We start from the raw sequence: 21,513 nt of genomic DNA on the forward strand, positions 1-21,513 counted from the left end.
TCTTTATCATGAACTCGAGCACCGTTAGACGTGATCATGTAAGCTGGTATCCCTACTTGGCTGCGAATTCCTGCGACATCAATGTGATGACGACCAGTTGCAAAAATAAAGGTATAACCTTTTTGAAACAGTTCTTTCAAAGTATGTTTGGAGAACTCGCTGAGTTTATGATCTGGTGCGAGTAAGGTGCCATCTAAATCTGAGGCGACGAGTTGAAAAGGGGATTCGGTGCGTATTTCTGTCATATCATCCTCACGATTTATTTATAAATACTGCTCAATGGGTAAGAGTGCTTTATGTTACAGCAGTGATAAGGATAAAAAGAGGGTAAAGATAGATTTGATTTTTTTCCTAGTTTGTCAATAACGACTATAAAAAGAGAGAATGCTATCAAGTGCTTGGTTTCTATATTCATCCTTTTCAAATAAAATCTCGTGGCGTGCATGATCAATGATTTTTAACACACACTCGTGATTGTTTTTAATCACTTTTTTGTAAAACTTTACTTGATCACAGTTGGAGACGATTTTGTCATCGCCTGCTTGCAGTATGAGCAGTGGACTCTTAATGTGTCTCGCCATAAGATGACACTTTTGGGCGGCCATTAGACCTTGCCACACCCATCGGTGGCTAGCGCCCCCAATTTTAAGTTCCGGTTTTTGCTCATACAAGGCTCTAAACCAGTGGTAGCGGGCTTGGCTTTGACTGAGTAGGTTTCCATCAAAGGGCTTTGGATAATAAGGCAGTTGTCCTGGAGCAAACTTTGGTTGGCTTGAAAGCGCGGCCATGAGCTGATTGAAAGGAATGGCTATGAGTTTAAGGTGCCAAGATAGATTGACGCCAAACATAGGGGCGCATAGTGCAATAGCGGCAAAGGGATGTTGGGGATACGTTTGCAAGTAACGAGTTACGATATTGCCACCCATGGAGTGTCCCATTAGGTAGCAGCTTTTGTGCTGATCTAAATGGAAGTGTTGTATTAGATGATGCAAATCATGGGTATAGTCTTCGAAATCTTCAACATAACCTATTTGAGTGTCATCGACTAATCGCTCAGACAAACCTTGGCCGCGATGATCGAAAGAGTAAATGTCATAACCTTGCTGGAAGAGGTCAAAGAAGAGTTCTTGATATTTCCATACACACTCGATGCGCCCATTGACGATCACAATGGCTTTGTCATTATGGGCTGATGAAATTTTTATCCAATACAAACGAGTGTTATCAAAGGATCGAATAAAACCTTCTTCACGTCTTGACCATAACTGAGCAATATTGCTATTGATTGCTTGCTCAAAATGAAACTCTTGGGTATAAGAGGGTTGAATATTTAAGGCTGATTTATTCATAACCTTGGGTCTACTGCCGACACGAATAAAGTTGATAAGTTTAAATTATGTGTCGCCAAGGTTGTTTAGTCGAGGAGAAAATACAGTGGATATACATGTTTGGTTCGCCTATGTAGTCACAGCGGTTGTGTTTAGTTTGGCTCCAGGTTCTGGTACGGTAAATTCTATTAGTAACGGTCTTTCATATGGCACCCGTAAGTCATTGGCAGCGGTTGCTGGACTGCAGGTTGGCCTAGCAATACATATCGTGTTAGTTGGTGTGGGTATTGGTGCACTCGTTGCGCAGTCTGCCACTACATTTACTGTTATCAAATGGTTTGGGGCGGGATATCTGATTTGGCTTGGGGTTCAAAAATGGCGAGACACCTCTTCCTTAACCACGCACCACGCCGATAAAGCCTTGTCAGCGAGTACCATGATGCGCAAAGCGACACTGATTAACCTGACTAACCCTAAGTCGGTTGTTTTTTTGGTCGCACTTTTTCCTCAGTTTATTGACCCTGTTGGCGATCAACTAACGCAACTTTTCGTTTTAGGTATCACCACAGTAGTGATTGACTCCATAGTTATGGTTGGATACACATCTTTAGCTGCGCAGATGGGCCGCTTTATTGGCTCTGATAAGGTGATGAGTAAGCTCAACAAGCTATTTGGCTCCATGTTTATATTTTGTGGGGCATTACTCGCGACAACCAAAGCCTAGTGTGTGGTAGCTAATGCGTGATACATATGTGGCTCGCCAGCCAATTTTCAATGCGAGGCGACAGACATTGGGATACGAGCTGCTCTTTCGTGATGGGGAGCAGAATGCTTATCCCGCTCATATTGAGTCAAATCGGGCCACATATAGACTAATTGTCGAGAATTTTTTGTCTCTCGGGGTAAACCCTGCTTTGGTGCAATCACGCAGCTTTATCAACTTTCCTCATAAAAGTTTGCTCAGGCGTTTGCCGCTTACTCTACCGAAAGAAAAGGTTGTCATTGAAGTTTTAGAAACCTGCTCTCCCACAGATGAATTATACGAAGCAATTAAGGAAATCAGCCTTGCTGGATACATTGTTGCTCTGGATGATTTTGTCTATAGCCAACCATGGGAGCGCTTCTTACCTTATGTTCAAATTATAAAGCTCGATATTATGGCTATGGGGTTAGAGGAGGCTTGTGAGTTTGTTAAACAGCATAAGTCTCGTGGTAGTCGGCGTAAATTTCTTGCCGAGCGTGTTGAAACTGAGCAAGACTTTTTAACTGCTCGTTCCGCTGGATTTACCTTCTTCCAAGGCTACTTTTTTAGTAAACCAGAGATGATTAAACAGCGCTATATAAGCCCTGAACAGATCATTGCAATGGAGCTGCTTCGTGAAGTTTGCAAAGTGGAGGTTGATTTTCAAAAGGTGGAAGCCATTGTGGCTAAAGATGTTGCCTTGTCTTACCAATTACTTCGCTTTGTCAATACGATGTCGGAAAGGTTGGCAGTGACTATTTCGTCGTTTCGTCAAGCTTTGGTGTATCTTGGAGAAGATAAGTTGCGCATTTTTGTTTCTCTCGCCGTTGCCTCTTTTATCTCGATTAAAAAGCCAAAAGAGCTGTATAATTTGTCTCTTCAGCGAGCGCAGTTTTGCCAATTGATGGCCCGCGACAACCCATTCAACCAGTACCGGGAGCAAGCATTTCTTATCGGTCTTTTCTCTACATTAGATGCCTTGCTGGATCTCTCTCTTGAAGAATTAGTCAGGCAGTTACCTCTAAACCAAACAATCGAAAAAGCCTTGTTAGAGCGCCAAGGACCTTATGGTATCTTACTTAACATAGAAGAGTGCTATGAGAAAGCCGATTGGCTAGGGATGCAAAAAGCGTGTCACCAGCTTAACTTGTCGGTTGATGAGGTCATGCCTAGAATCTCAGAAGCACAACGTTGGAGCAGAGATATCCACCGGCTCGTTTGACCACTCAGACATGACTCCATGAACTTTTTATGACAATGTCAATCTCCTATTGATTTTTCCTTTCTTGCAAATAAATATATATGCATATTCGAATAAGGTTATATTATGTTACCACATCAGTTTTTTAAATTACTTTCAGATGAAACAAGGGTGCGTTGTGTGTTGTTGATTGAGCGTGAGCAGTGTTTATCTGTGGGCGAGTTAACCGAGGCTTTACAGGAGAGTCAGCCGAAGATTTCTCGCCATCTCGCTCAGCTTAGATCAAGTGGAATTTTAGTTGATATCCGGCAAGGGCAGTGGGTTTTTTACCGACTAAGTAAGGACTTGCCCGGTTGGATGAAAAAGTTGGTCGATAATTTGGTTGCCTCACAGTGTTTAACAACGCTATATCAGAAAGATGTTGCAAGGCTTCATGCTATTTCTGGGCGGCCCATTTGTTGTCAAAATAGATAGAGAAAGAGGGGAAAGTAATGACCATTAAAGTTGGAATCAATGGCTTTGGCCGTATTGGACGTCTCGCTTTACGTGCTGCATTTGATTGGGAAGATATCGACTTCGTTCTAATAAATGATGTCGCAGGTGATGCGCAGACGCTAGCACACTTGTTAGAGTTCGACTCAGTGCAAGGGCGTTGGCACCATGAAGTGAAAGCTGAAGCTAACGACATTGTGATTCAAGGGCAAAGAATTAAAACACAGCGCGAGAAAGATATTGATGCAGTTGACTGGTCTGGCTGCGATGTTGTGATTGAATCTACGGGTAAACACTGTAAGACTTCTTTGCTTGAGAAGTATCTAACTCAAGGCGTGAAACGTGTTGTTGTTTCTGCTCCTGTAAAGGAAGAAGGCGTTGCCAATATTGTAGTTGGCGTTAACGATAATATCTTTGACCCTGAAAAACATCGAATTGTCACTGCGGCATCATGCACAACCAATTGTATTGCTCCGATAGTTAAAGTGATCCATGAGCATCTCGGTATTGAGAAGTCGTCATTTACGACCATTCATGATTTGACTAACACTCAGACTATCCTTGATGCGCCACACAAAGATTTGCGCCGTGCAAGAGCTTGTGGCATGAGTTTAATTCCAACAACCACCGGCAGTGCTACCGCCATTATTGAAATATTCCCAGATTTAAAAGATAAGATTAATGGTCACGCCGTTCGGGTCCCACTAGCTAATGCATCGTTGACAGATATTATTTTTGAAGTCAAACGAGACACGACACCAGAGGAAGTTAACCAACTGCTTAAAGAAGCATCACAAGGGGATCTTCAAGGTATTCTTGGATTTGAGGAGCGCCCACTGGTATCGATTGATTATAAAGGCGATCAGCGCTCAACCATAGTGGATGCACTGTCAACTATGGTGGTTGGTGAGCGGATGGTGAAAATTTATGCCTGGTATGATAACGAGATGGGCTATGCAACACGCACTGCTGAGCTAGTAAGAAAAGTAGGGCATGTGTGAGAGCAAAACAAGATGAGGCATAGTCTGTGACTATACTTTTGGCTAAAAATATCCGCCAATATATGTTGGTGACGTTCAATTATTGGAATTTCACCGTGACTGATGGCGCATTGAGAATGCTGGTGGTTTTGTATTTCCACGATTTGGGATACAGCACACTAGAAATCGCCTCTCTGTTTTTGTTTTATGAGTTTTTTGGTGTAGTGACCAACCTGGTCGGCGGTTTCTTGGGGGCTAGGTTTGGTCTCAATAAGACCATGAACCTTGGATTATTAATGCAGATTGTCGCCTTAACCATGTTGGCTGTCCCTACTGCATGGTTAACTATCCCTTGGGTAATGTTGGCACAAGCTTTATCTGGTATTGCAAAAGATCTCAATAAGATGAGTGCCAAAAGCTCTATCAAATCGTTAGTTCCAGAGCAACAACAAGGGGCTTTGTATAAATGGGTTGCTATTCTTACCGGCTCTAAAAATGCGCTGAAAGGAGTGGGATTTTTTATTGGTGGGTTATTGCTGTCTTTAGTTGGATTTAAATATGCGGTGATTTTGATGGCAGGCATATTGACCATAGTCCTTATCGGCAGCTTGTATGGTTTAGAAGGTAATTTAGGTAAGGCGAAAAATAAGCCAAAGTTTCATGATATTTTTTCTAAGTCGCGTTCTATCAATATTTTATCTGCCGCGCGCATGTTTTTATTTGGTGCACGAGATGTTTGGTTTGTTGTTGCCTTACCTGTTTATCTAGGGAGTGTTTTTGGCTGGGATCATTTGTGGGTCGGCGGCTTCTTAGCCTCTTGGGTGATTGTTTACGGTCTTGTGCAGAGTATCGCGCCCAAAATAACAGGCAGTTCTGAAGGTGGTGTACCAGATGGTGCAGCGGCGTTATTCTGGGCTGGCTTGCTCGCGGTGATCACGGCGGGTATCGCATATGGCGTTCAAATAGGGTGGCAGCCAGAGTTAGTCATCATCTTGGGTTTGCTTATGTTTGGCGCAGTGTTTGCGATCAATTCCTCTTTGCATTCTTACCTTATCGTTAGTTATGCCAAAGGCGATGGTGTATCTTTGGATGTGGGTTTTTATTATATGGCCAACGCAATGGGGCGTTTAATCGGGACTGTTCTCTCTGGGTGGGTATTTCAACTGGCGGGGCTTGCTGCTTGTTTGTGGGTTTCTTTTGTTTTTATTGTTCTGACTACGTTAATTTCTATTCAATTACCGAGCAGGGATCATCAAGCAGCATAGACAATAATGGTTTTTAAGCTGAGTAGATATTTTGGTGAAAAACAATCGCAAAAGGTTATAGGCTTTATCAGTCAACATACCCTTGGTATTTATATCCTCCATCCTATTTTTCTCTGGCCGATGAAAGAGTATGCTTGGCATCAAGGTCACCCTGCGTGGGTTATCCCACTCTGGGTTGTATTGAGTGGCTTGGGTGTTCTAATGATGAGCTGGCTTTTGTCTAAGTCCGCCAGAACTCAGTGGCTCCTTCCGTAACCGATACATTTAGCTTGGAGAGTTAATATGCGTTTAAGGTGGTTGACCGGTGTAACTTTGTCGCTTTGTCCTCTCGTGTATGGTTATGAAGGAGGTTATAACGATGCTGAAATTCATTTTGTTGACTTCTTTCAGCGTACTGATGGCATTAAATACCTAGCGCATAAGATGGACCAAAATCACATCGAACATGCCTTTATCATGGGGCTGCCTGTGGTAAAAAAGTGGAGCTCATATGATCCTGTTGCGCCAAAATATGATTTCGGAGATGACTCTCCCATGTATTATTACTCACGTACTGACGATCTCCTGTATCGAGCCCTGAGTACATCATCACATAAAGATCGCTTCTTTCCCTTTATTACGGGCTTTAACCCCACGGATATGTTTGCTGCTGAACAAATAGAACAAATGATTGACGACAGCCCCGGCTTTTGGAAGGGGGTTGGAGAGGTGTTAACTCGGCATGACAGTTTGTCAGCTCTGACACTTGGTGAGCAGGCACGTGCTAATCATCCTGCTTTAATGAGGGTTTATAAGGTAGCAGCCAAGCACCACTTGCCAGTAATATTGCATAGTAATATTACTTCTGAGCGTGAAGAGAAAGCGCTGTATAAGCACGAGTTGGTGGAAGCTCTTGAGAAGAATCCCAAAACGCGCTTTATATGGGCTCATGCCGGTTCTAGTGCGACATTACTCAAGTATCAAGATTTGTCTTTTCTTATTGATGAGGTGGCACGGTTGTTGGAGGACTATGAGAACCTTTATGTACTTGCATCTTGGTCTTTACGTGATGTGATCTTAAGCAGCCGTCAGTCCAAGGAGGAATGGATATCTCTTATTACTAAATATCCGCACCGCTTTATGATGGGATCTGATGTAGTGGGTCAATTCAGAAATACTGGAAAAGTACTGTCTGGTTGGGATGAAATCTTGGATGCTCTACCTCTCGAAGTGGCAGATAATATGGCAAAGAACAATATGCTGAAATTGGTTAAGCAATAAACTCTACTTTGCCAGCAAAGATCATGGCAAAAAACAAGAAGTAATGGTAGCTATCTTGTTTCTTCCTTCGCTAAGTACCATGAAAGCTGGCTTAACCTAATCCTGAGCTTTACTCTTTATAGAAACAGATCTTACCTTCGTTTTGTCTTTGTAGCATTCTTCGAGACACATCACACGTTAGTAAACTATTTTTCAGTATCCTGATATAGCTAGTCTTTGATTCTTCTACATTACTTAATGGATTGTAGTGAGTTATAGATAATAAGCTTTGTTTGTTGATATTTTTGTGGGAGGCTGGTTTTGTACGCTAATGATACTAGCGATGGAGAAAAATTATGTCTGATATAGAAAAAGTAGTCACGAGGACACGGAAAATTGAAACCTTGCTTCGAACACAGTATCACGCAGAAGGTAAGGGGTTACACCAACTGGTGACCAGTTGTGAGGAGCGACTACCGCATGATGTGATTGGAAAACTACGCTATATCGCAACTATTCGCAATAAAGTGGTTCATGAAGATGACTATCAACTTGAAAGTCGCAAGGATTTTCTGGCTGTGTGTGATGAATGTGAAAAGGAGTTAACTCCGAGAAGTAGTCGCTTTGTCTGGAGGGCCGCTATTACTTTAATGACTTTGATGACTTTGGCCGCACTACTATTCTATTATGCTCACTGGGATACTTTGTCCAAGCATTTATAGCCAAGGCGATAAAAGTACAACTCTTGTGTAAATAGTAAAATTTTGCAATATGTCGAACAAATAATCCAAATTTGATTACAAAAATATCATAAAACAAAAAGGGACGCGTTCGCGTCCCTTTTTGTTTAATTGGATATGATCTAGTACATCATTGGCAGTGTCATTAGGCCAACAACAACTGCGATCATTACAAGTCCTTGTTTTTGTGAAGAAGTAATCATAACCCTGCTCCTCGATGCTTATGTTTTAATCTATGATTCTAAGAATAGCAGTACTTCCGTAATTTGATCAAGTGTTAATTATTATAAATCTCATGATATTGTCAGCTAAGGCTCTTAAATTGATAGATAAAGTTAGATTAAATCATGATTAAAGCTGACTTTTTATATGTTTAAAATTTGTATTTTAATTTTTGTTTTTATTTAAGCGTTTGATTTTTATTGATTTTATATTTTTTATTTCTTGGTTTTTTATATAGTTTACTGTTTGTGGTGTTTTTAAGACATACTAATGTCATGGTTAGGTAAAATGTATGATTAGTGGAGTTTTCTTATGAGTGAAACCGCAAGAGCCTTGGTTTTCTTTTTTGATTTTGAGTAAGTTAGGTTTTAATATAAAAGTGTATGTTTATTGAACTTTCTTTTTCTTGTTTAAACTACTGATTTTAATTTATTTTTCTTAATTTTTTAATTGGATTTGTAAGCTTTCTTTGGTTTTTTCTGTGTATTTGTTTTTTCGGTTGTGAGATGGATAAAGTGGGTAGGTTTTCCATTTTTATTCTCACTTTTAGTTATAACATTGCTCAGTATAGAGCCTAACCCAGATCGAAATTTTGCCTTTCATTTCTGGACTTCTTTGTTTGCCTGCCTACACTGGCGACTTGATTTAGAATAGGGGGAAGCATGTGGAGCTGGCTTTCAGTCGCGTTATCGGGGTTTATTAGCATCAATGCTAACGAACGCAGCCAATATGATCAGGCTGCTGTGTTTAAAACACTTTCTCTTTGTATGCTGGTAATTATACTGTGGACGCAGGCTAGGCCTGATGATGTGTCCGTATGGTGGGTTACCTTGGGCATAGTAGTTTCTATGTTTGCCGATGTTCTACACATCTATAAAAAAAAGAAACAGCTCTGTTTTTCAGCCTTTATTCTTGCTCAGCTATGCTATAGCGCTGCTTATTGGTTGATGCTGTCCGGTGGAATAGTGTGGTGGCTTCCCGCTATGCTGCTTGCGATTGGTGTCGTTGTATTTTTTCTTATGCTGCCAAAAATTGATCGAGTCATCTTTCCTGTTGTTATAATGGGGATGGTGCTATTTCAGTTTAATTGGGCTGCAGGAGAGTTATGGCTAATGGCAGGCACTGTACCCAGTATGATGGGTTTTGTGGGAACCCTTACCTTGACATGCTCTGCAGCTCTTTTGGCTATACATGATTACAAACACCCTATCACCTATGGTCGTTATCTTATTTCGGGTAGTTATTTACTCGCTCACTCGTTGATAGTCGCTTCCCTAATCGCATAGTAATAGAGCATTCGACGTACCAAGTATAAAGTCATGAGAGAGCTGTCTGATAACTCTGATTGATGTTTTGCTGTTCGAGTTATCATTTACAGGTTTTGATTTGCTTGCAATACCTAGGGTGCTCAGGCTAAATATGAAGGCTCGCAACTAGTGCCTGTGGAGGCTAATTGATGGAAATCCTTTCTGCTGCGACCATGCTATTTCTTATTATGGATCCGCTTGGTAATCTTCCTATTGTTTTATCGATTTTGAAACATTTGGACCCAAAGCGCCGGCGCAAAGTTTTGATTCGAGAGCTGGTCTTTGCATTACTGATACTGATGTTGTTTTTATTTGCCGGTAAAGCGATTCTGAGTTTTCTTCATGTGCAGCCTGAAACATTGAGTATCTCTGGTGGAATTATCTTATTTATCATTGCAATTAAAATGATTTTCCCTAGTGCGGGAAGCATTACAGGCCTAGCCGCGGGTGAAGAGCCTTTCATCGTACCTATGGCCATTCCTATGATTGCAGGGCCTTCGGTTATCGCAGCCTTACTACTTTTGTCAACGCAGCATCCGGATAAGTTAGTCGAGCTATCCGCAGCTGTAATGTTGGCTTGGGGAGCGACGTTTTTTATTCTTATGTTTTATAGCTTCTTTCACCGTATTCTAGGAGAGCGAGGGCTCAAGGCAATTGAGCGTCTGATGGGGCTTTTGCTTGTGATGATTTCTACTCAGATGTTTCTTAACGGAGTAAAAAGTTATCTTAGCTAGAACCAAACCGCCGCTTGAGTGAGCGGCGGTTTGGTTAAGTGTCACATCATATGTTTGCGGCGAATATCCAGCAGGGCAAAGACGCCAAATATTAAAATTGACCATTTTTCCCAGCTTGTCATTTCTATCTTGTCACCGAACGCGCCTATGAAGATAGCCGATTGCAGGCCGTGCATCATGAATAAAAATGCCGTTAATATATAGAGCGCAATGGCTGCTTTACCCGGAAAGGGCATAAAAAAGTTTAGCAGCAGGATTAGCCATACAAATCCAATTGCCATTTTAGCCATTATCAGTAGTGCTTTCATAATACTCTCTTGTCGTCTTGTATTCTTAAAAATAGTCGATAGCTTACTTGCCCTGCGTGCTTTTCACGGTGCAAATGCCAATTATTGGGAACGCCTTCCAGCTTAAGCTCTTTCTCTGTTTCAATATAAATCATGGCATCATCTGCCAACCATCCATTGTCTTCGAGAAGAGCAAGGGTTTGTTGCAGTAGGCCTTTATGAAAGGGGGGATCAATAAACACAATATGATGTGGCGATCCAGATCGCTGCAGATAGCTCAGAGTATCAGCCTGGATGGCTGTGAGGTTTTTTGCATTTAGCGATGAGATATTTTGCTTTAATTGTGCAAATGTACTTTGGTTGAGTTCAATCATAGTGACCTCTTCGGCTTGCCGAGAGGCAGCTTCAAAGCCCAAAGACCCAGAACCTGCATATAGGTCAAGGCATTTTGCATGAGGTATGTCTTGTGATAGCCAGTTAAAGAGGGTTTCTTTTACGCGATCAGTTGTTGGTCTTAACCCTTCTGCATCATGAACAGGCAGTTTTCGCCCTCTCCATAAGCCGCTAATGATCCGCACAAAGCCGGAGGAAGACTTTTTTTGTGATGTGTTTTGGTGGCGACGTCGTACCATAGATTCTTTGACCGCTAATAAAGTGATACTATACCAAGTCACTCAGTGAGTTCGACCTGAGTAAAGCCCAAATTTGTTGATGACAAAGTGTATACCATCACTCTTGTGCTGAAAACTTTTCACTTTGTTGTCATTTTTCTTTTCGTAATCGGGACAATACCCGATGAAAAGTGTCAGAGTAAATTAAGACAATCTAGGATATCCCCAGATGACGGAAAAAAAGAAACGCGGATTACTTTCTTGGCTAGGTTTTGGTGAGGAAGAGCAGACTAGCCAAACGGACCATGAACAGAAATCACAGGACACCACAGAAGTTGTTGAACAAGTAGAGGTTATTGAACAACCTGTACAAGAGAGCCGATTAGAATCACCAGTGGAAGAACCACTGCAAGAAGATAGAGCTGTTGAACAACAAAAGCCAACCGAGAGTTTTTTTGTTCGCTTAAAACGCAGCTTGGCTCGAACTAAAGCAAACATTGGTGCTGGCTTTTTTGGTTTGTTTAAAGGAAAGCAGATTGATGACGAGCTTTTTGAGGAACTAGAGGAGCAGTTACTGATCGCTGATGTTGGTATGGATACCACACTAAAAATCATTGATAACTTAACTGAGAAAGCCTCTCGCCAAGAGCTTAAAGATGGTGAAGCTCTGTATGGTCTGCTTAAAGAAGAAATGGCTGGTATATTAGCAAGTGTTGAAAAACCGCTTGAGATTGATACGGATAAAACGCCATACGTGATCTTGATGGTAGGGGTAAACGGTGTAGGTAAAACAACAACCATAGGTAAGCTAGCCAAACAGTTCCAAGCTCAAGGTAAGAAAGTGATGTTAGCCGCTGGCGATACATTTCGCGCTGCGGCTGTGGAACAGTTACAAGTATGGGGAGAGCGTAACCAAGTTCCTGTGGTTGCCCAACATACTGGAGCAGACAGTGCTTCAGTCATTTATGATGCGATTGAATCTGCAAAAGCAAAAGGGTTTGATGTGGTCATCGCTGATACGGCTGGACGTTTGCAAAATAAAGCTAACTTAATGGAAGAGTTAAGAAAAATTGTCCGAGTGATGAAGAAAGTCGACGACACTGCACCTCATGAGATTATGCTGACATTGGACGCTGGAACAGGCCAGAATGCGATCAGCCAAGCAAAGCTGTTTAGTGATGTGGCACCCTTGACAGGTATTACCTTAACTAAGCTAGACGGAACAGCAAAAGGCGGCGTTATCTTCGCTCTTGCTGATCAGTTCCAGATCCCTATTCGCTACATTGGCGTGGGAGAGAATATTGACGATCTACGTCCATTTGAGACTCAGGAGTTTATAGACGCTTTATTTAGCCGCGAAGATTAGGCCTAGTGAGAGGAATGACGAGTGATAAAGTTTAAGCAAGTAAGTAAAGCGTATCGTGGTGGCAGACAAGCCTTACAGAAAGTGGATTTCTACTTGCGTCGTGGTGAGATGGCTTTTCTCGGAGGGCACTCAGGGGCAGGTAAAAGTACCTTACTCAAACTGATTTGTGCGATAGAGCGACCAACTGATGGTAAAATCAGCTTCAATGATCACGATATCACTCGTATTCCAAGTAAAGATATTCCTTTTTTGCGTCGTAATATAGGCATTGTTTTTCAAGATCATAGATTGCTGATGGACCGTTCGGTGTTTGATAACGTTGCCCTACCTATGCGTATTGAGTCTATCTCCGAGAGTGATATTAAACGGCGGGTCTGTGCTGCCCTAGATAAAACAGGCTTACTCGATAAAGCTAAGTGTCTGCCAAGTCAGCTTTCTGGCGGTGAGCAGCAGCGAGTCGGTATTGCCCGAGCTGTGGTTAATAGGCCTACACTACTTCTTGCCGATGAACCTACAGGTAATTTGGACCCAGATTTATCAAATCGAGTGGTGAAATTATTCGAAGAGTTTAACCGTGCTGGCGTAACTATATTGCTCGCCACTCATGATGCGGGGTTAGTGAATACTCGCCCACAGTATCGTCACTTGGAGTTGAATCAGGGCTTTCTTTGTGAGGTAGAAGACTATGCCTAACGTGCGCAATCGGAAAACAGCCAAAGTTCGACCTCAAAATCATGTTAAGCGTGATAGCTTTATTGCTGTGCATATCAGGCAGGCGAAAGCGTCTTTCGCTCAGATATGGTCTCGTCCTCTAGGTAATGCCCTCACTTTGGCAGTGATATCCATGGCTTTGGCGATGCCTTCAGCTTTGTATTTGTTAGGTAAGAACTTATCTGTTGCCTCAGTAAATGTAACCAGTCCTTCCAAAGTGAGTGGTTATATACGTGAACAAACCCCTGAGTCACGGATTATGGTTTTAAAAGACAAATTGGAAACTATGGAACAGGTTTCCAAAGTGGAATATATCTCTCCTCAACAAGGTCTCGAAGATTTGAGCCAGCATTCTGGTTTTGAGCAGGCGATATCATTGCTTGATGATTATGCTTTGCCTGGTGTGTTAATTATTACCCCAAGCACTGAAGATAAAGCTGAAATAAAGCAGATGGCTGCTGATATTGCGAAAGAAGAGGAAATCACTGATGTTCGTTTAGACGAGGACTGGTTAACGCGATTGGATGCGATAAAAAAACTAGTCTGCGGAATCGTTATTACCTTGTCAGTGCTCATGTTGGGTTCGGTGTTTTTGATTGTTGGTAATACCTTGCGCTTCAATGTGCTTGCTAACAAAGAAGAAATCCAGACCATGAAGTTGATAGGTGCGACCAACAGTTTCATTTTGAGGCCATATCTGTATTCAGGTATGTGGTTTGGGCTTTTAGGTGCTCTGATCGCTTGGACTTTAACGGTTGTGATTACACTTGTACTCAATGCGAGTGTGGAAGAGTTGGCGTTATTATATGACAGCCAGTTCCGGTTAGTGAGTTTGAGCTGGGATGAAAGTTTATTGTTGTTAATGCTTGGAGTCTTCCTTGGCTGCTTGGCTGCAAAAGTCTCTGCTCAGCGTCACCTGAAAGAAATTGAACCAGTGTAAGAGCAGGTTGTCTCAAAACAGAGTGAGGCATAATGAGCCTTTTACTTGTATCAGTGAAAGGTTTATGCATAATAGTTCTGATATGCTTGAATCTTGCTCACGTTAGATTCACTATTAACTGAACAAAACCGAATCCAGATCTCGTATTTTAATGAGGAAATGAATGACTAACCAAACATATCCAATGGCTGTAGTTACACAAGATAGTTTAGATAGTTATATCCGCACAGTGAACAGCTACCCCATGCTGAGCGCTGAAGAGGAGCGTGAGCTGGCAGAGCGCTTGCATTATGATGGCGAAATCGAAGCGGCTAAAGGCCTGATTCTTTCTCATCTGCGCTTTGTCGTGCATGTTGCTCGAGGTTATTCTGGTTATGGCCTGCCAATGGCAGACTTAGTTCAAGAAGGCAATATTGGCCTGATGAAGGCTGTTAAACGTTTCAACCCTGAAGTGGGTGTTCGTCTTGTATCATTTGCTGTTCATTGGATTAAGGCAGAAATTCATGAATACGTCCTACGCAACTGGCGCATAGTCAAAATAGCAACGACGAAAGCCCAGCGTAAGCTTTTCTTCAACTTACGTAAGTCAAAAAAACGTTTGGGATGGTTCAACAATGGTGAGGTAGAAACGGTTGCCAAAGAGCTTGGTGTAGAGCCTGCAGAGGTTCGAGAGATGGAATCTCGCCTTGCTGCACAAGATGCCGCTTTTGAATTGCAAAGTGATGATGATGACGCTGGGGTATCGTATTCAGCCCCGATGCTATATCTTGAAGATAAGGCGTCCGATGTTGCGGATAATGTTGAAGCGGCAAACTGGGAAGCTCATACTAACCAACGTCTCAGCCTAGCACTATCAAGCCTTGATGATCGTAGCCAGCATATTGTTCGCTCTCGATGGCTAGAAGATAACAAGCTAACTCTGCAAGATTTAGCAGAGACCTACAATGTTTCCGCAGAACGTATTCGCCAGTTAGAAAAGAATGCAATGAAAAAGCTTAAGCTTGCCGTTGGTGACTTCTAGTCACGATTGATAGTATTTAAAAACCGAGATCGTAAGGTCTCGGTTTTTTTATTTTTTGGGATCGACAATAGATTTCCACACTCAAGTTTTGGATCGAATTTTGCGTCACTTGCCTGTGGGTAACTCTGTGATAAATTTATTTGCTTAATGTAAAAAAGTCGGGTGAATAAAGGCTCTAGCATCAATTTTTGATTGGGGATACTTTGTATGATCCACACAGAAAAATAAGGATCATTACTATATGTTGTGGATCGATGGCTGTTTGTATACCTTATCAACGCAATCCACAGATTTATCCACAACTGATAAATAAATGATCAAAAGTGGATAACCATATTGACATAGTGTACTTGTTTACCATTGGATAGGTTACAATGGCTCTCAATATTGGTGTTTTAAAAGAGGCCGTAGAATGGATCAGTTTCAACATATCGATGTCTTAGGTGCGCAAGCGCTATTGGAAGAGGGAAATGCACGCTTAGTTGATATTCGTGATCCTCAGTCTTTTTCGATCGCCCATCCGCAAAAAGCCTATCATCTGACGAATGAAACTATGGTTCAGTTTATGGAGGAAGTTGAGTTTGAACAGTCGATTTTGGTTATGTGCTATCACGGGATCAGCAGTCAGGGCGCAGCACAATATTTGATTAATCAAGGCTATGAACAGGTGTATAGTGTTGATGGTGGATTTGAAGCTTGGCAACGTGCCCAATTGCCTATTGAATCAAATTGATCTTAGGCATGAGCATGATAAGACTTGTTTCACTACCTAACCCTAGAATGGGTCAAGCTTTTATTGACTATATGGCGTCTCGACATATTCATATTAAGATGATGCCGGAAGGTAATGATCAGTTTATCTTATGGCTTGTTGATCCCCAGCATCAGACAGAAGCGGAGTCAGAGCTGCAACGTTTCCTAAAAAGCCCTAACGATAGTCGTTATCAAGCCGCGTCTTGGGATATGGCTGAAAGTCGCACTAACCAATTTCATTATTCTTCTCCTTCAATAATGTCCATGCTCAAGGCAAAAGCTGGCCCAGCGACCATATTTATTATGGTCTTGTGTATCGTGATTTTTTTCTTACAGCAATTTGGGGCTGGAAGGGCCGTTTTTGCTGCGCTGCATTTTCCTGCTTTAGCTGGGCAAGAGTGGCAGTTGTGGCGCTGGATTAGTCATGCGTTGTTGCATTTTTCCATCGTCCATATTGCCTTTAATCTACTTTGGTGGTGGCAACTGGGCGGAGATATTGAGCGAAAACTCGGAGCGAAGAAGCTGACTCAGCTGTTTTTTGTTTCTTCGGTTCTCTCTGGTGCTGGGCAATATTGGGTTGAAGGGGCTAATTTTGGTGGTTTGTCTGGCGTTGTATACGCGCTAGTTGGTTACCTTTGGATGCTAGGGTACAAAGCCCCTTACCTTCAGCTCAGCATACCCAAGCCCATTATTGGGTTTATGTTGATATGGCTAGTGCTTGGTTTTGTTCAGCCTTTCATGGCCATAGCAAATACGGCCCATTTGGTTGGCTTGCTTTGTGGTGTGGTGATTGGTTTGCTGGATGCCGGAAGAATGAAGCAATGAGGTGGCTCTAGCCACCTCTTTTACGGCTACTGGTACAAGTACTTGGTAAATAGCAGGTCAGCAATGACCGTTCTCCCTGTCTCTGGCAATAAAATAGCATTCAACTTATCGACTAAGGTCTTGCGCAAATCTTCTCGTCCTGCCAGTGAGGTAATGGTATCGCCAGATTGTTTTCCGAGGAGCTCAATAACAGCGTCTCGTATAAGTGGCTGGTGAAGTTCAATCACGGATAAATCAGCGCTGTTGGCCACCATGATATCAATGCGAACCTGAATATATCCAAGTTCCTTGCCCTTGGTATAAAAGTTAGTGGTGAGATCGGGCTCTAGAGTAAAATAAGCTAGTTTATCTTCCCCTTCCCCTTCCCCTTCCCCTTCTCCTTCGGCTAAGGAAGAAAAGCTGGACAATATACTTAATATAAACACTAACTGGACTAAGCAACGTTTAATCATAGGTTTGTCTTTTCTTTTTTTCGAATCATGATACTAGAATCGCCAGACTCTTGTTACAATAGAACACTTTTAGAGAATTGTGCACGAGACAATTAAGTAATGGCTCTATAATATAGCCACACTCTCATGCAATGGCGACAAAGCTACTTATTGAATACTAGTATGAATCAATCTACTTCGCTCTATTTATCTGCTCTTCGCCAAGCCGACTGGCAAGATCCTGAGAAGTTCTGCTTCCCAAATCACATTTCGAAAAACTGGCTGCTAGAGAAGGGGTCACTGTCTCGTTTATTGGAATCTCACTGCCAAGTATTAAGTGTCGACTTGCTGCATAACAAAGTGGTTAAAGCGGAGAAACTTAATAGCCAGGAAGTGGAACTTTTGCAGCGAGAACCCTGCTTGCTGCGAAAAGTAGTGCTGAAAGGAGATACTTGTCCTTGGGTGCTTGGTCGAACTTTAATTCCACAGTCATCGATGGATGGGCATGAATTTGACTTTACTCGTCAGGGAGAAACGCCTCTAGGTTTGACCGTGTTTACTTCTGATGACATTAAACGTGACTCTCTTCAAGTCGGCTGGGCAAAAACAGCGGATGGTAACTTTCTAGCACGTCGTTCTCGTTTGTGGGTAAATCAAAAGCCAATGTTGATCGCAGAGCTATTTTTACCCAGCGCGCCATTATATAACGAGGAGAGCGAGTAAATGATAGCCACAAAAGCGCACGCATATTGGCAACTAATGCGAATGGATAAACCCATTGGTACATTACTATTATTGTGGCCAACATTGTGGGCTCTTGTCATATCAGCACAGGGCATTCCTGATTTAAAAGTCCTGCTAGTGTTTGTTCTTGGTGTACTCTTTATGCGCTCCGCTGGTTGTGTCATTAATGATTTTGCCGATCGCAGGGTGGATGGCCATGTGAAGCGAACTCATCAGCGGCCTTTACCTTCGGGTAGAGTTAGTGCTTTTGAAGCCATAGGCTTATTTTTGATTTTATGCTTGATGTCTTTCTTATTGGTTTTGACCATGAATACGCTGACGATAAAGTTGTCACTTATTGCTTTACTGCTGGCGTTTATCTACCCATTCATGAAACGCTACACTCACCTTCCTCAGCTCTTTCTGGGATTGGCGTTTAGTTGGTCTATTCCTATGGCGTGGGCAGCTCAAACTGGCGAATTATCTCCAGTGGTATGGTATATCTTTACTATCAATGCAATCTGGACCATTGCCTATGACACCCAATATGCGATGGTTGATAGAGATGATGACCTTAAAATTGGTATTAAGTCGACGGCCATTTTGTTTGGACGCTGGGATAAGTTAGTGATTGGTTTATTGCAGCTGACCACGTTAACTATGCTGATTGCTTTAGGTTGGTGGTATGGTCTAGGGCTAGGCTACTACTTAAGTTTGGGGATAGTGGCTGGCTTGTTTGTTTTTCAGCAACGCCTAACTTATTATCGTGAGCGAGAAAAATGCTTTAGTGCATTTTTAAACAATAACTATGTTGGGATGGCGATCGCTGCGGGATTGTGGTTCAGTTTCTGGTAAAGGCTAAAGATATTACAAAGGAAGAGGCAACCTAAATAGGTTGCCTCTTCTGGTTTAGATGATTGCTGCTGTATGTATTTATGGGGTGTCTGATGCTTGGCAAATACTCTCTTTGATAGTCAAGCACACTTCCGGTGAAAGTAATGAATACAGTAGGTCAGCGAGCACTTGACTCTTTTCTTGGTCACAGTTTCCATCGTTATCCAAATAAGCTTGCTGCTTTAAAGTGGTTAACATGGATGAAAATACACCCTTGTCGAAGAACTCTGGTGCATTAATACCGTGTAGACGCCCCAATCTTTGGGCTATTTCCTGACTTTTTTGCTCCAAATCTCCTTTGTTTAGATTTGGGCTGGTCGGTAATAGATTGAGCGTAATGGCGTAGCGTTGAAGGGTTTCGGTAATTGTACGGCCTAGTAACATCAGCATCTGGATATTATCTTGTCTAATTGCCACATTATGTCGCCCATCGACAGTAACAAGGCCTAAACGAGCAATTTCCTCTATCGTTGATTCAGTGAATTCACCCAGCTTATTATCTTCAATACTTAGGAAGAGCTCTTGCTGAAGGAAAGGGTAAATCAAGGCAACATTCGTTTTAATCTTTTTCAAGCTGAGTTTTTGATGACGGATAAGGATTTGGGCAATCAAAGAGGGAATCGCAAATAAGTGGATAATATTGTTGCGATAGTAGGTCATCAGTATTGATTGGTTACGATCAAGAGAGACCACATCACCCATACTGTCAGAGTCGATGACAAATTTATCCAGTGACTCTGCATGACTCACTAGCTCCTCAGCGCTCTCATCAGGTATGGTAAACGTAGAAGAATAGGGAGCATTTTTTAGCAGTGCTAAGTAGCAATCCACTTGTTTAATCAAGCTATCTCTTGACAGAGCGCGTTGGCGTGAAGCAAGCAAAGCGGTAGCACATAGCGTCAGAGCATTGGTTGCCGCTGCGTCGTTGATATGTGTCATGACTTTATTGGCAAGTACATTGACTACAGGGTTAATCCATTGAGGTTTAGCACTACCGACAGGATCTATGTCTTGCGTCCATTCTGGAACCTGTTCATTGAGGTATTGATTAAGCTGAATTGGTTCACCAAAGTTGACGTAACCTTGGCCAAAGTTGCGTAACTTTCTAATCGTTTTTAATACCAGTCCTGCATTTTCCTTTTCTTTTCGCTTCCCTCTTAGCTCCTTAGCGTATGTGCTGACTTCCATGACATGCTCATAGCCAATATAGACAGGAACTAGGGTGACAGGGCGGTTTAAGCCACGAAGCATGGCTTGAATTGTCATCGCCAACATGCCTGTTTTAGCTTGCAGTAGGCGACCTGTGCGAGAGCGGCCTCCTTCACTGAAATATTCCACTGAGTAACCTTTGGAAAATAGCTCAGCCAGATATTCACGAAAAATAGTGGAATAGAGCTTATTGCCTTTAAAGCTGCGGCGAATAAAGAAAGCGCCGCCGCGGCGAAATATGGGCCCTGCTGGAAAGAAATTAAGGTTAATACCTGCCGCAATATGTGGCGGCACCATACCTTCGTGGTACAAAACGTAGGAGAGTAACAAGTAATCCATATGACTGCGATGACAAGGTACATAAACTATCTCATGACCATCTTGAGCTAGCTTACGCACTACTGATGCATTATTGATATTAAGGCCTTGATATATGCGGTTCCATAGCCAACTCAGTAGTCGCTCACCTTTTTTGATCATTGAATAGGAGAAATCTGAGGCGATTTCATCCATTATTGAATGCGCTTCTTTGCGAGCTTTTTCTAGTGATATATTTTTAGTTTTGGCTGTATCTTCGATCGCCTTAATAATCGCTTTTGAACGTATTAGGCGAGCGAAGAGGGCTTCTCTATTGGGTAAGTTTGGTCCAGAAGCCGCTAACTTTTGGCGTGAGAAATGAATTCGAGCTACTCTGGCAAGTTTATGAGCGATTGATGCGTCTGTGCCATGGGAGTCAGCCATATACCTAAGTGATACGACAGGGCTGATTCTAACTAGACAGTCGCGACCATATTTCAGAACTGCAACCGCTTTTTCTGGGCCGTTAAACGCCTGCAAATAAGGTGTTTTTTGTGATTCCTTGCCTGGCTTTCTGCCCCATAATACTGATGTCGGGATAACTTGCACATCAAGTTTATTGTCATATTTGTGCTGTTCAAGTAGCTCTGAAAATAGAGTTATGGACTCATTCGGCACATTATGATCGTTACTCATCACAGTTTGACGAGAAGAGATGAACACATAGCGTCGGAACGACTTACCATTGATTTCTATCGGAGTGAACAGATCGGGTAAACCCAATTGGATGACTTGCGTTTGGAGCGTGAGCAAATCAACACTTGACCGATAGGGCAGTGCATAAACTATGGGTTTGTTCAGATCAATACCATGATCTTCAATGGGGTTAGATGGAATGGTTGTTCCTTTTACCATCATTGATAAAGGCAATTTCAGTAATGCACTTGGTAATGATTGTCCTGAAGACATAAGGTTTATAGCCTCGAAAAACAGATAAATCGCAGGAGCCACGCTGAGTTTCACCAACGCTGACTTTTTTGGGGTTGCAAGAATACCAGAAACTGGTCGAACCTTTTACCGTAAATTGAATATAAGCACGCCAATGTCACTTAATATTTTGAGTCTGTTGACTTTATGCTTGCGATCTCCATGCTAAGCAATAAACCTGTCGACAAAGCTAAAGCGTGGGGATAAA

23 protein-coding genes and 1 pseudogene are annotated in these 21,513 nt (G+C 42.3%); 18 read left to right on the forward strand and 6 right to left on the reverse strand.

Translation table 11 applies throughout. The features are described from left to right. A partial coding sequence (locus AAFM34_RS11220) for an HAD-IIB family hydrolase (RefSeq protein ID WP_341662853.1) occupies positions 1 to 245 on the reverse strand: 245 nt, incomplete at its 3' end. Positions 246 to 359: 114 nt separating this feature from the next. Continuing rightward, positions 360 to 1,349, reverse strand: a complete 990-nt coding sequence (locus AAFM34_RS11225) for an alpha/beta fold hydrolase (RefSeq protein WP_341662855.1) — start codon at positions 1,347 to 1,349, stop codon at positions 360 to 362. Positions 1,350 to 1,434: 85 nt separating this feature from the next. On the opposite strand from AAFM34_RS11225, the gene rhtB reads away from it, so the two are divergent. The 10 genes and pseudogenes from rhtB to AAFM34_RS11275 all read left to right on the forward strand — a co-directional run bounded on the left by rhtB (position 1,435) and on the right by AAFM34_RS11275 (position 10,250). Then, complete coding sequence (gene rhtB, locus AAFM34_RS11230; RefSeq protein ID WP_341662856.1) at positions 1,435 to 2,052, forward strand: homoserine/homoserine lactone efflux protein; 618 nt, start codon at positions 1,435 to 1,437, stop codon at positions 2,050 to 2,052. A 13-nt stretch (positions 2,053 to 2,065) separates the two neighbouring features. Continuing rightward, positions 2,066 to 3,292 (forward strand): EAL and HDOD domain-containing protein, encoded by a 1,227-nt coding sequence (locus tag AAFM34_RS11235; RefSeq protein ID WP_341662859.1) that lies wholly within the window; start codon positions 2,066 to 2,068, stop codon positions 3,290 to 3,292. A gap of 105 nt (positions 3,293 to 3,397) precedes the next feature. Next, positions 3,398 to 3,745 (forward strand): metalloregulator ArsR/SmtB family transcription factor, encoded by a 348-nt coding sequence (locus AAFM34_RS11240; RefSeq protein WP_341662861.1) that lies wholly within the window; start codon positions 3,398 to 3,400, stop codon positions 3,743 to 3,745. Between the two features lie 17 nt (positions 3,746 to 3,762). Continuing rightward, complete coding sequence (locus AAFM34_RS11245) at positions 3,763 to 4,764, forward strand: ArsJ-associated glyceraldehyde-3-phosphate dehydrogenase (protein ID WP_341662863.1); 1,002 nt, start codon at positions 3,763 to 3,765, stop codon at positions 4,762 to 4,764. A gap of 62 nt (positions 4,765 to 4,826) precedes the next feature. After that, on the forward strand, positions 4,827 to 6,008 hold the full coding sequence (gene arsJ, locus AAFM34_RS11250) for an organoarsenical effux MFS transporter ArsJ (RefSeq protein WP_371833275.1): 1,182 nt from the start codon (positions 4,827 to 4,829) through the stop codon (positions 6,006 to 6,008). Positions 6,009 to 6,014: 6 nt separating this feature from the next. Then, positions 6,015 to 6,263: pseudogene (locus AAFM34_RS11255) on the forward strand (acyltransferase family protein); the annotation flags it as partial. Positions 6,264 to 6,290: 27 nt separating this feature from the next. Further along, entirely contained in the window at positions 6,291 to 7,268 is a 978-nt protein-coding gene (locus AAFM34_RS11260; RefSeq protein ID WP_341662867.1) for an amidohydrolase family protein, read from the forward strand. A gap of 335 nt (positions 7,269 to 7,603) precedes the next feature. Continuing rightward, complete coding sequence (locus AAFM34_RS11265; RefSeq protein ID WP_341662869.1) at positions 7,604 to 7,969, forward strand: DUF4145 domain-containing protein; 366 nt, start codon at positions 7,604 to 7,606, stop codon at positions 7,967 to 7,969. A gap of 902 nt (positions 7,970 to 8,871) precedes the next feature. After that, the gene (locus AAFM34_RS11270) at positions 8,872 to 9,495 is read left to right on the forward strand and encodes a lysoplasmalogenase (protein ID WP_341662871.1); all 624 of its coding nucleotides are present in this window, start codon (positions 8,872 to 8,874) and stop codon (positions 9,493 to 9,495) included. A 170-nt stretch (positions 9,496 to 9,665) separates the two neighbouring features. Beyond that, entirely contained in the window at positions 9,666 to 10,250 is a 585-nt protein-coding gene (locus AAFM34_RS11275; RefSeq protein ID WP_341662873.1) for a YhgN family NAAT transporter, read from the forward strand. A 41-nt stretch (positions 10,251 to 10,291) separates the two neighbouring features. Here the strand turns inward: AAFM34_RS11275 and AAFM34_RS11280 are convergent, their stop codons facing one another. After that, a complete protein-coding gene (locus AAFM34_RS11280; protein WP_341662875.1) occupies positions 10,292 to 10,558 on the reverse strand; it encodes a DUF1145 domain-containing protein in 267 nt (88 codons plus the stop codon). Next, positions 10,555 to 11,169, reverse strand: coding sequence for a 16S rRNA (guanine(966)-N(2))-methyltransferase RsmD (gene rsmD / locus AAFM34_RS11285; protein ID WP_341662926.1), 615 nt, complete (start codon positions 11,167 to 11,169; stop codon positions 10,555 to 10,557). Before rsmD ends, AAFM34_RS11280 begins: the two co-directional genes overlap by 4 nt. Positions 11,170 to 11,377: 208 nt before the next feature. Between rsmD and ftsY the strand changes: the two genes are divergently transcribed. From ftsY to glpG, 6 genes are all read left to right on the forward strand, one after another. Next, on the forward strand, positions 11,378 to 12,514 hold the full coding sequence (gene ftsY / locus AAFM34_RS11290; protein WP_341662877.1) for a signal recognition particle-docking protein FtsY: 1,137 nt from the start codon (positions 11,378 to 11,380) through the stop codon (positions 12,512 to 12,514). A 21-nt stretch (positions 12,515 to 12,535) separates the two neighbouring features. After that, positions 12,536 to 13,207, forward strand: a complete 672-nt coding sequence (gene ftsE, locus AAFM34_RS11295; RefSeq protein WP_341662879.1) for a cell division ATP-binding protein FtsE — start codon at positions 12,536 to 12,538, stop codon at positions 13,205 to 13,207. Beyond that, positions 13,200 to 14,165, forward strand: coding sequence for a permease-like cell division protein FtsX (ftsX, locus tag AAFM34_RS11300; protein ID WP_341662882.1), 966 nt, complete (start codon positions 13,200 to 13,202; stop codon positions 14,163 to 14,165). The genes ftsE and ftsX overlap by 8 nt, the downstream gene beginning before the upstream one ends. A gap of 163 nt (positions 14,166 to 14,328) precedes the next feature. After that, complete coding sequence (rpoH, locus tag AAFM34_RS11305; protein WP_341662884.1) at positions 14,329 to 15,186, forward strand: RNA polymerase sigma factor RpoH; 858 nt, start codon at positions 14,329 to 14,331, stop codon at positions 15,184 to 15,186. Between the two features lie 412 nt (positions 15,187 to 15,598). Then, positions 15,599 to 15,919 carry a thiosulfate sulfurtransferase GlpE gene (gene glpE, locus AAFM34_RS11310; protein WP_341662886.1) on the forward strand — a complete coding sequence of 107 codons (321 nt, stop codon included), beginning with the start codon at positions 15,599 to 15,601 and terminating at the stop codon, positions 15,917 to 15,919. Between the two features lie 14 nt (positions 15,920 to 15,933). Next, complete coding sequence (gene glpG / locus AAFM34_RS11315; RefSeq protein ID WP_341662888.1) at positions 15,934 to 16,764, forward strand: rhomboid family intramembrane serine protease GlpG; 831 nt, start codon at positions 15,934 to 15,936, stop codon at positions 16,762 to 16,764. A 26-nt stretch (positions 16,765 to 16,790) separates the two neighbouring features. Here the strand turns inward: glpG and AAFM34_RS11320 are convergent, their stop codons facing one another. Further along, positions 16,791 to 17,216: a flagellar basal body-associated protein FliL gene (locus tag AAFM34_RS11320; RefSeq protein WP_341662890.1), complete on the reverse strand. Its 426-nt coding sequence runs from the start codon at positions 17,214 to 17,216 to the stop codon at positions 16,791 to 16,793. 162 nt (positions 17,217 to 17,378) lie between these two features. On the opposite strand from AAFM34_RS11320, the gene AAFM34_RS11325 reads away from it, so the two are divergent. Together AAFM34_RS11325 and ubiA are read left to right on the forward strand one after the other, a co-directional pair. Further along, complete coding sequence (locus AAFM34_RS11325; RefSeq protein ID WP_341662892.1) at positions 17,379 to 17,918, forward strand: chorismate lyase; 540 nt, start codon at positions 17,379 to 17,381, stop codon at positions 17,916 to 17,918. Then, entirely contained in the window at positions 17,919 to 18,773 is an 855-nt protein-coding gene (ubiA, locus tag AAFM34_RS11330; protein WP_341662894.1) for a 4-hydroxybenzoate octaprenyltransferase, read from the forward strand. It begins immediately after the preceding gene. 78 nt (positions 18,774 to 18,851) lie between these two features. On the opposite strand, the gene plsB is transcribed toward ubiA, so the two are convergent. Further along, positions 18,852 to 21,287 (reverse strand): glycerol-3-phosphate 1-O-acyltransferase PlsB, encoded by a 2,436-nt coding sequence (gene plsB / locus AAFM34_RS11335; protein ID WP_341662896.1) that lies wholly within the window; start codon positions 21,285 to 21,287, stop codon positions 18,852 to 18,854. Between the last annotated feature and the right edge of the window lie 226 nt (positions 21,288 to 21,513).

The organism is Vibrio sp., from assembly GCF_038138445.1.
Taxonomy (GTDB): Bacteria; Pseudomonadota; Gammaproteobacteria; order Enterobacterales; family Vibrionaceae; genus Vibrio.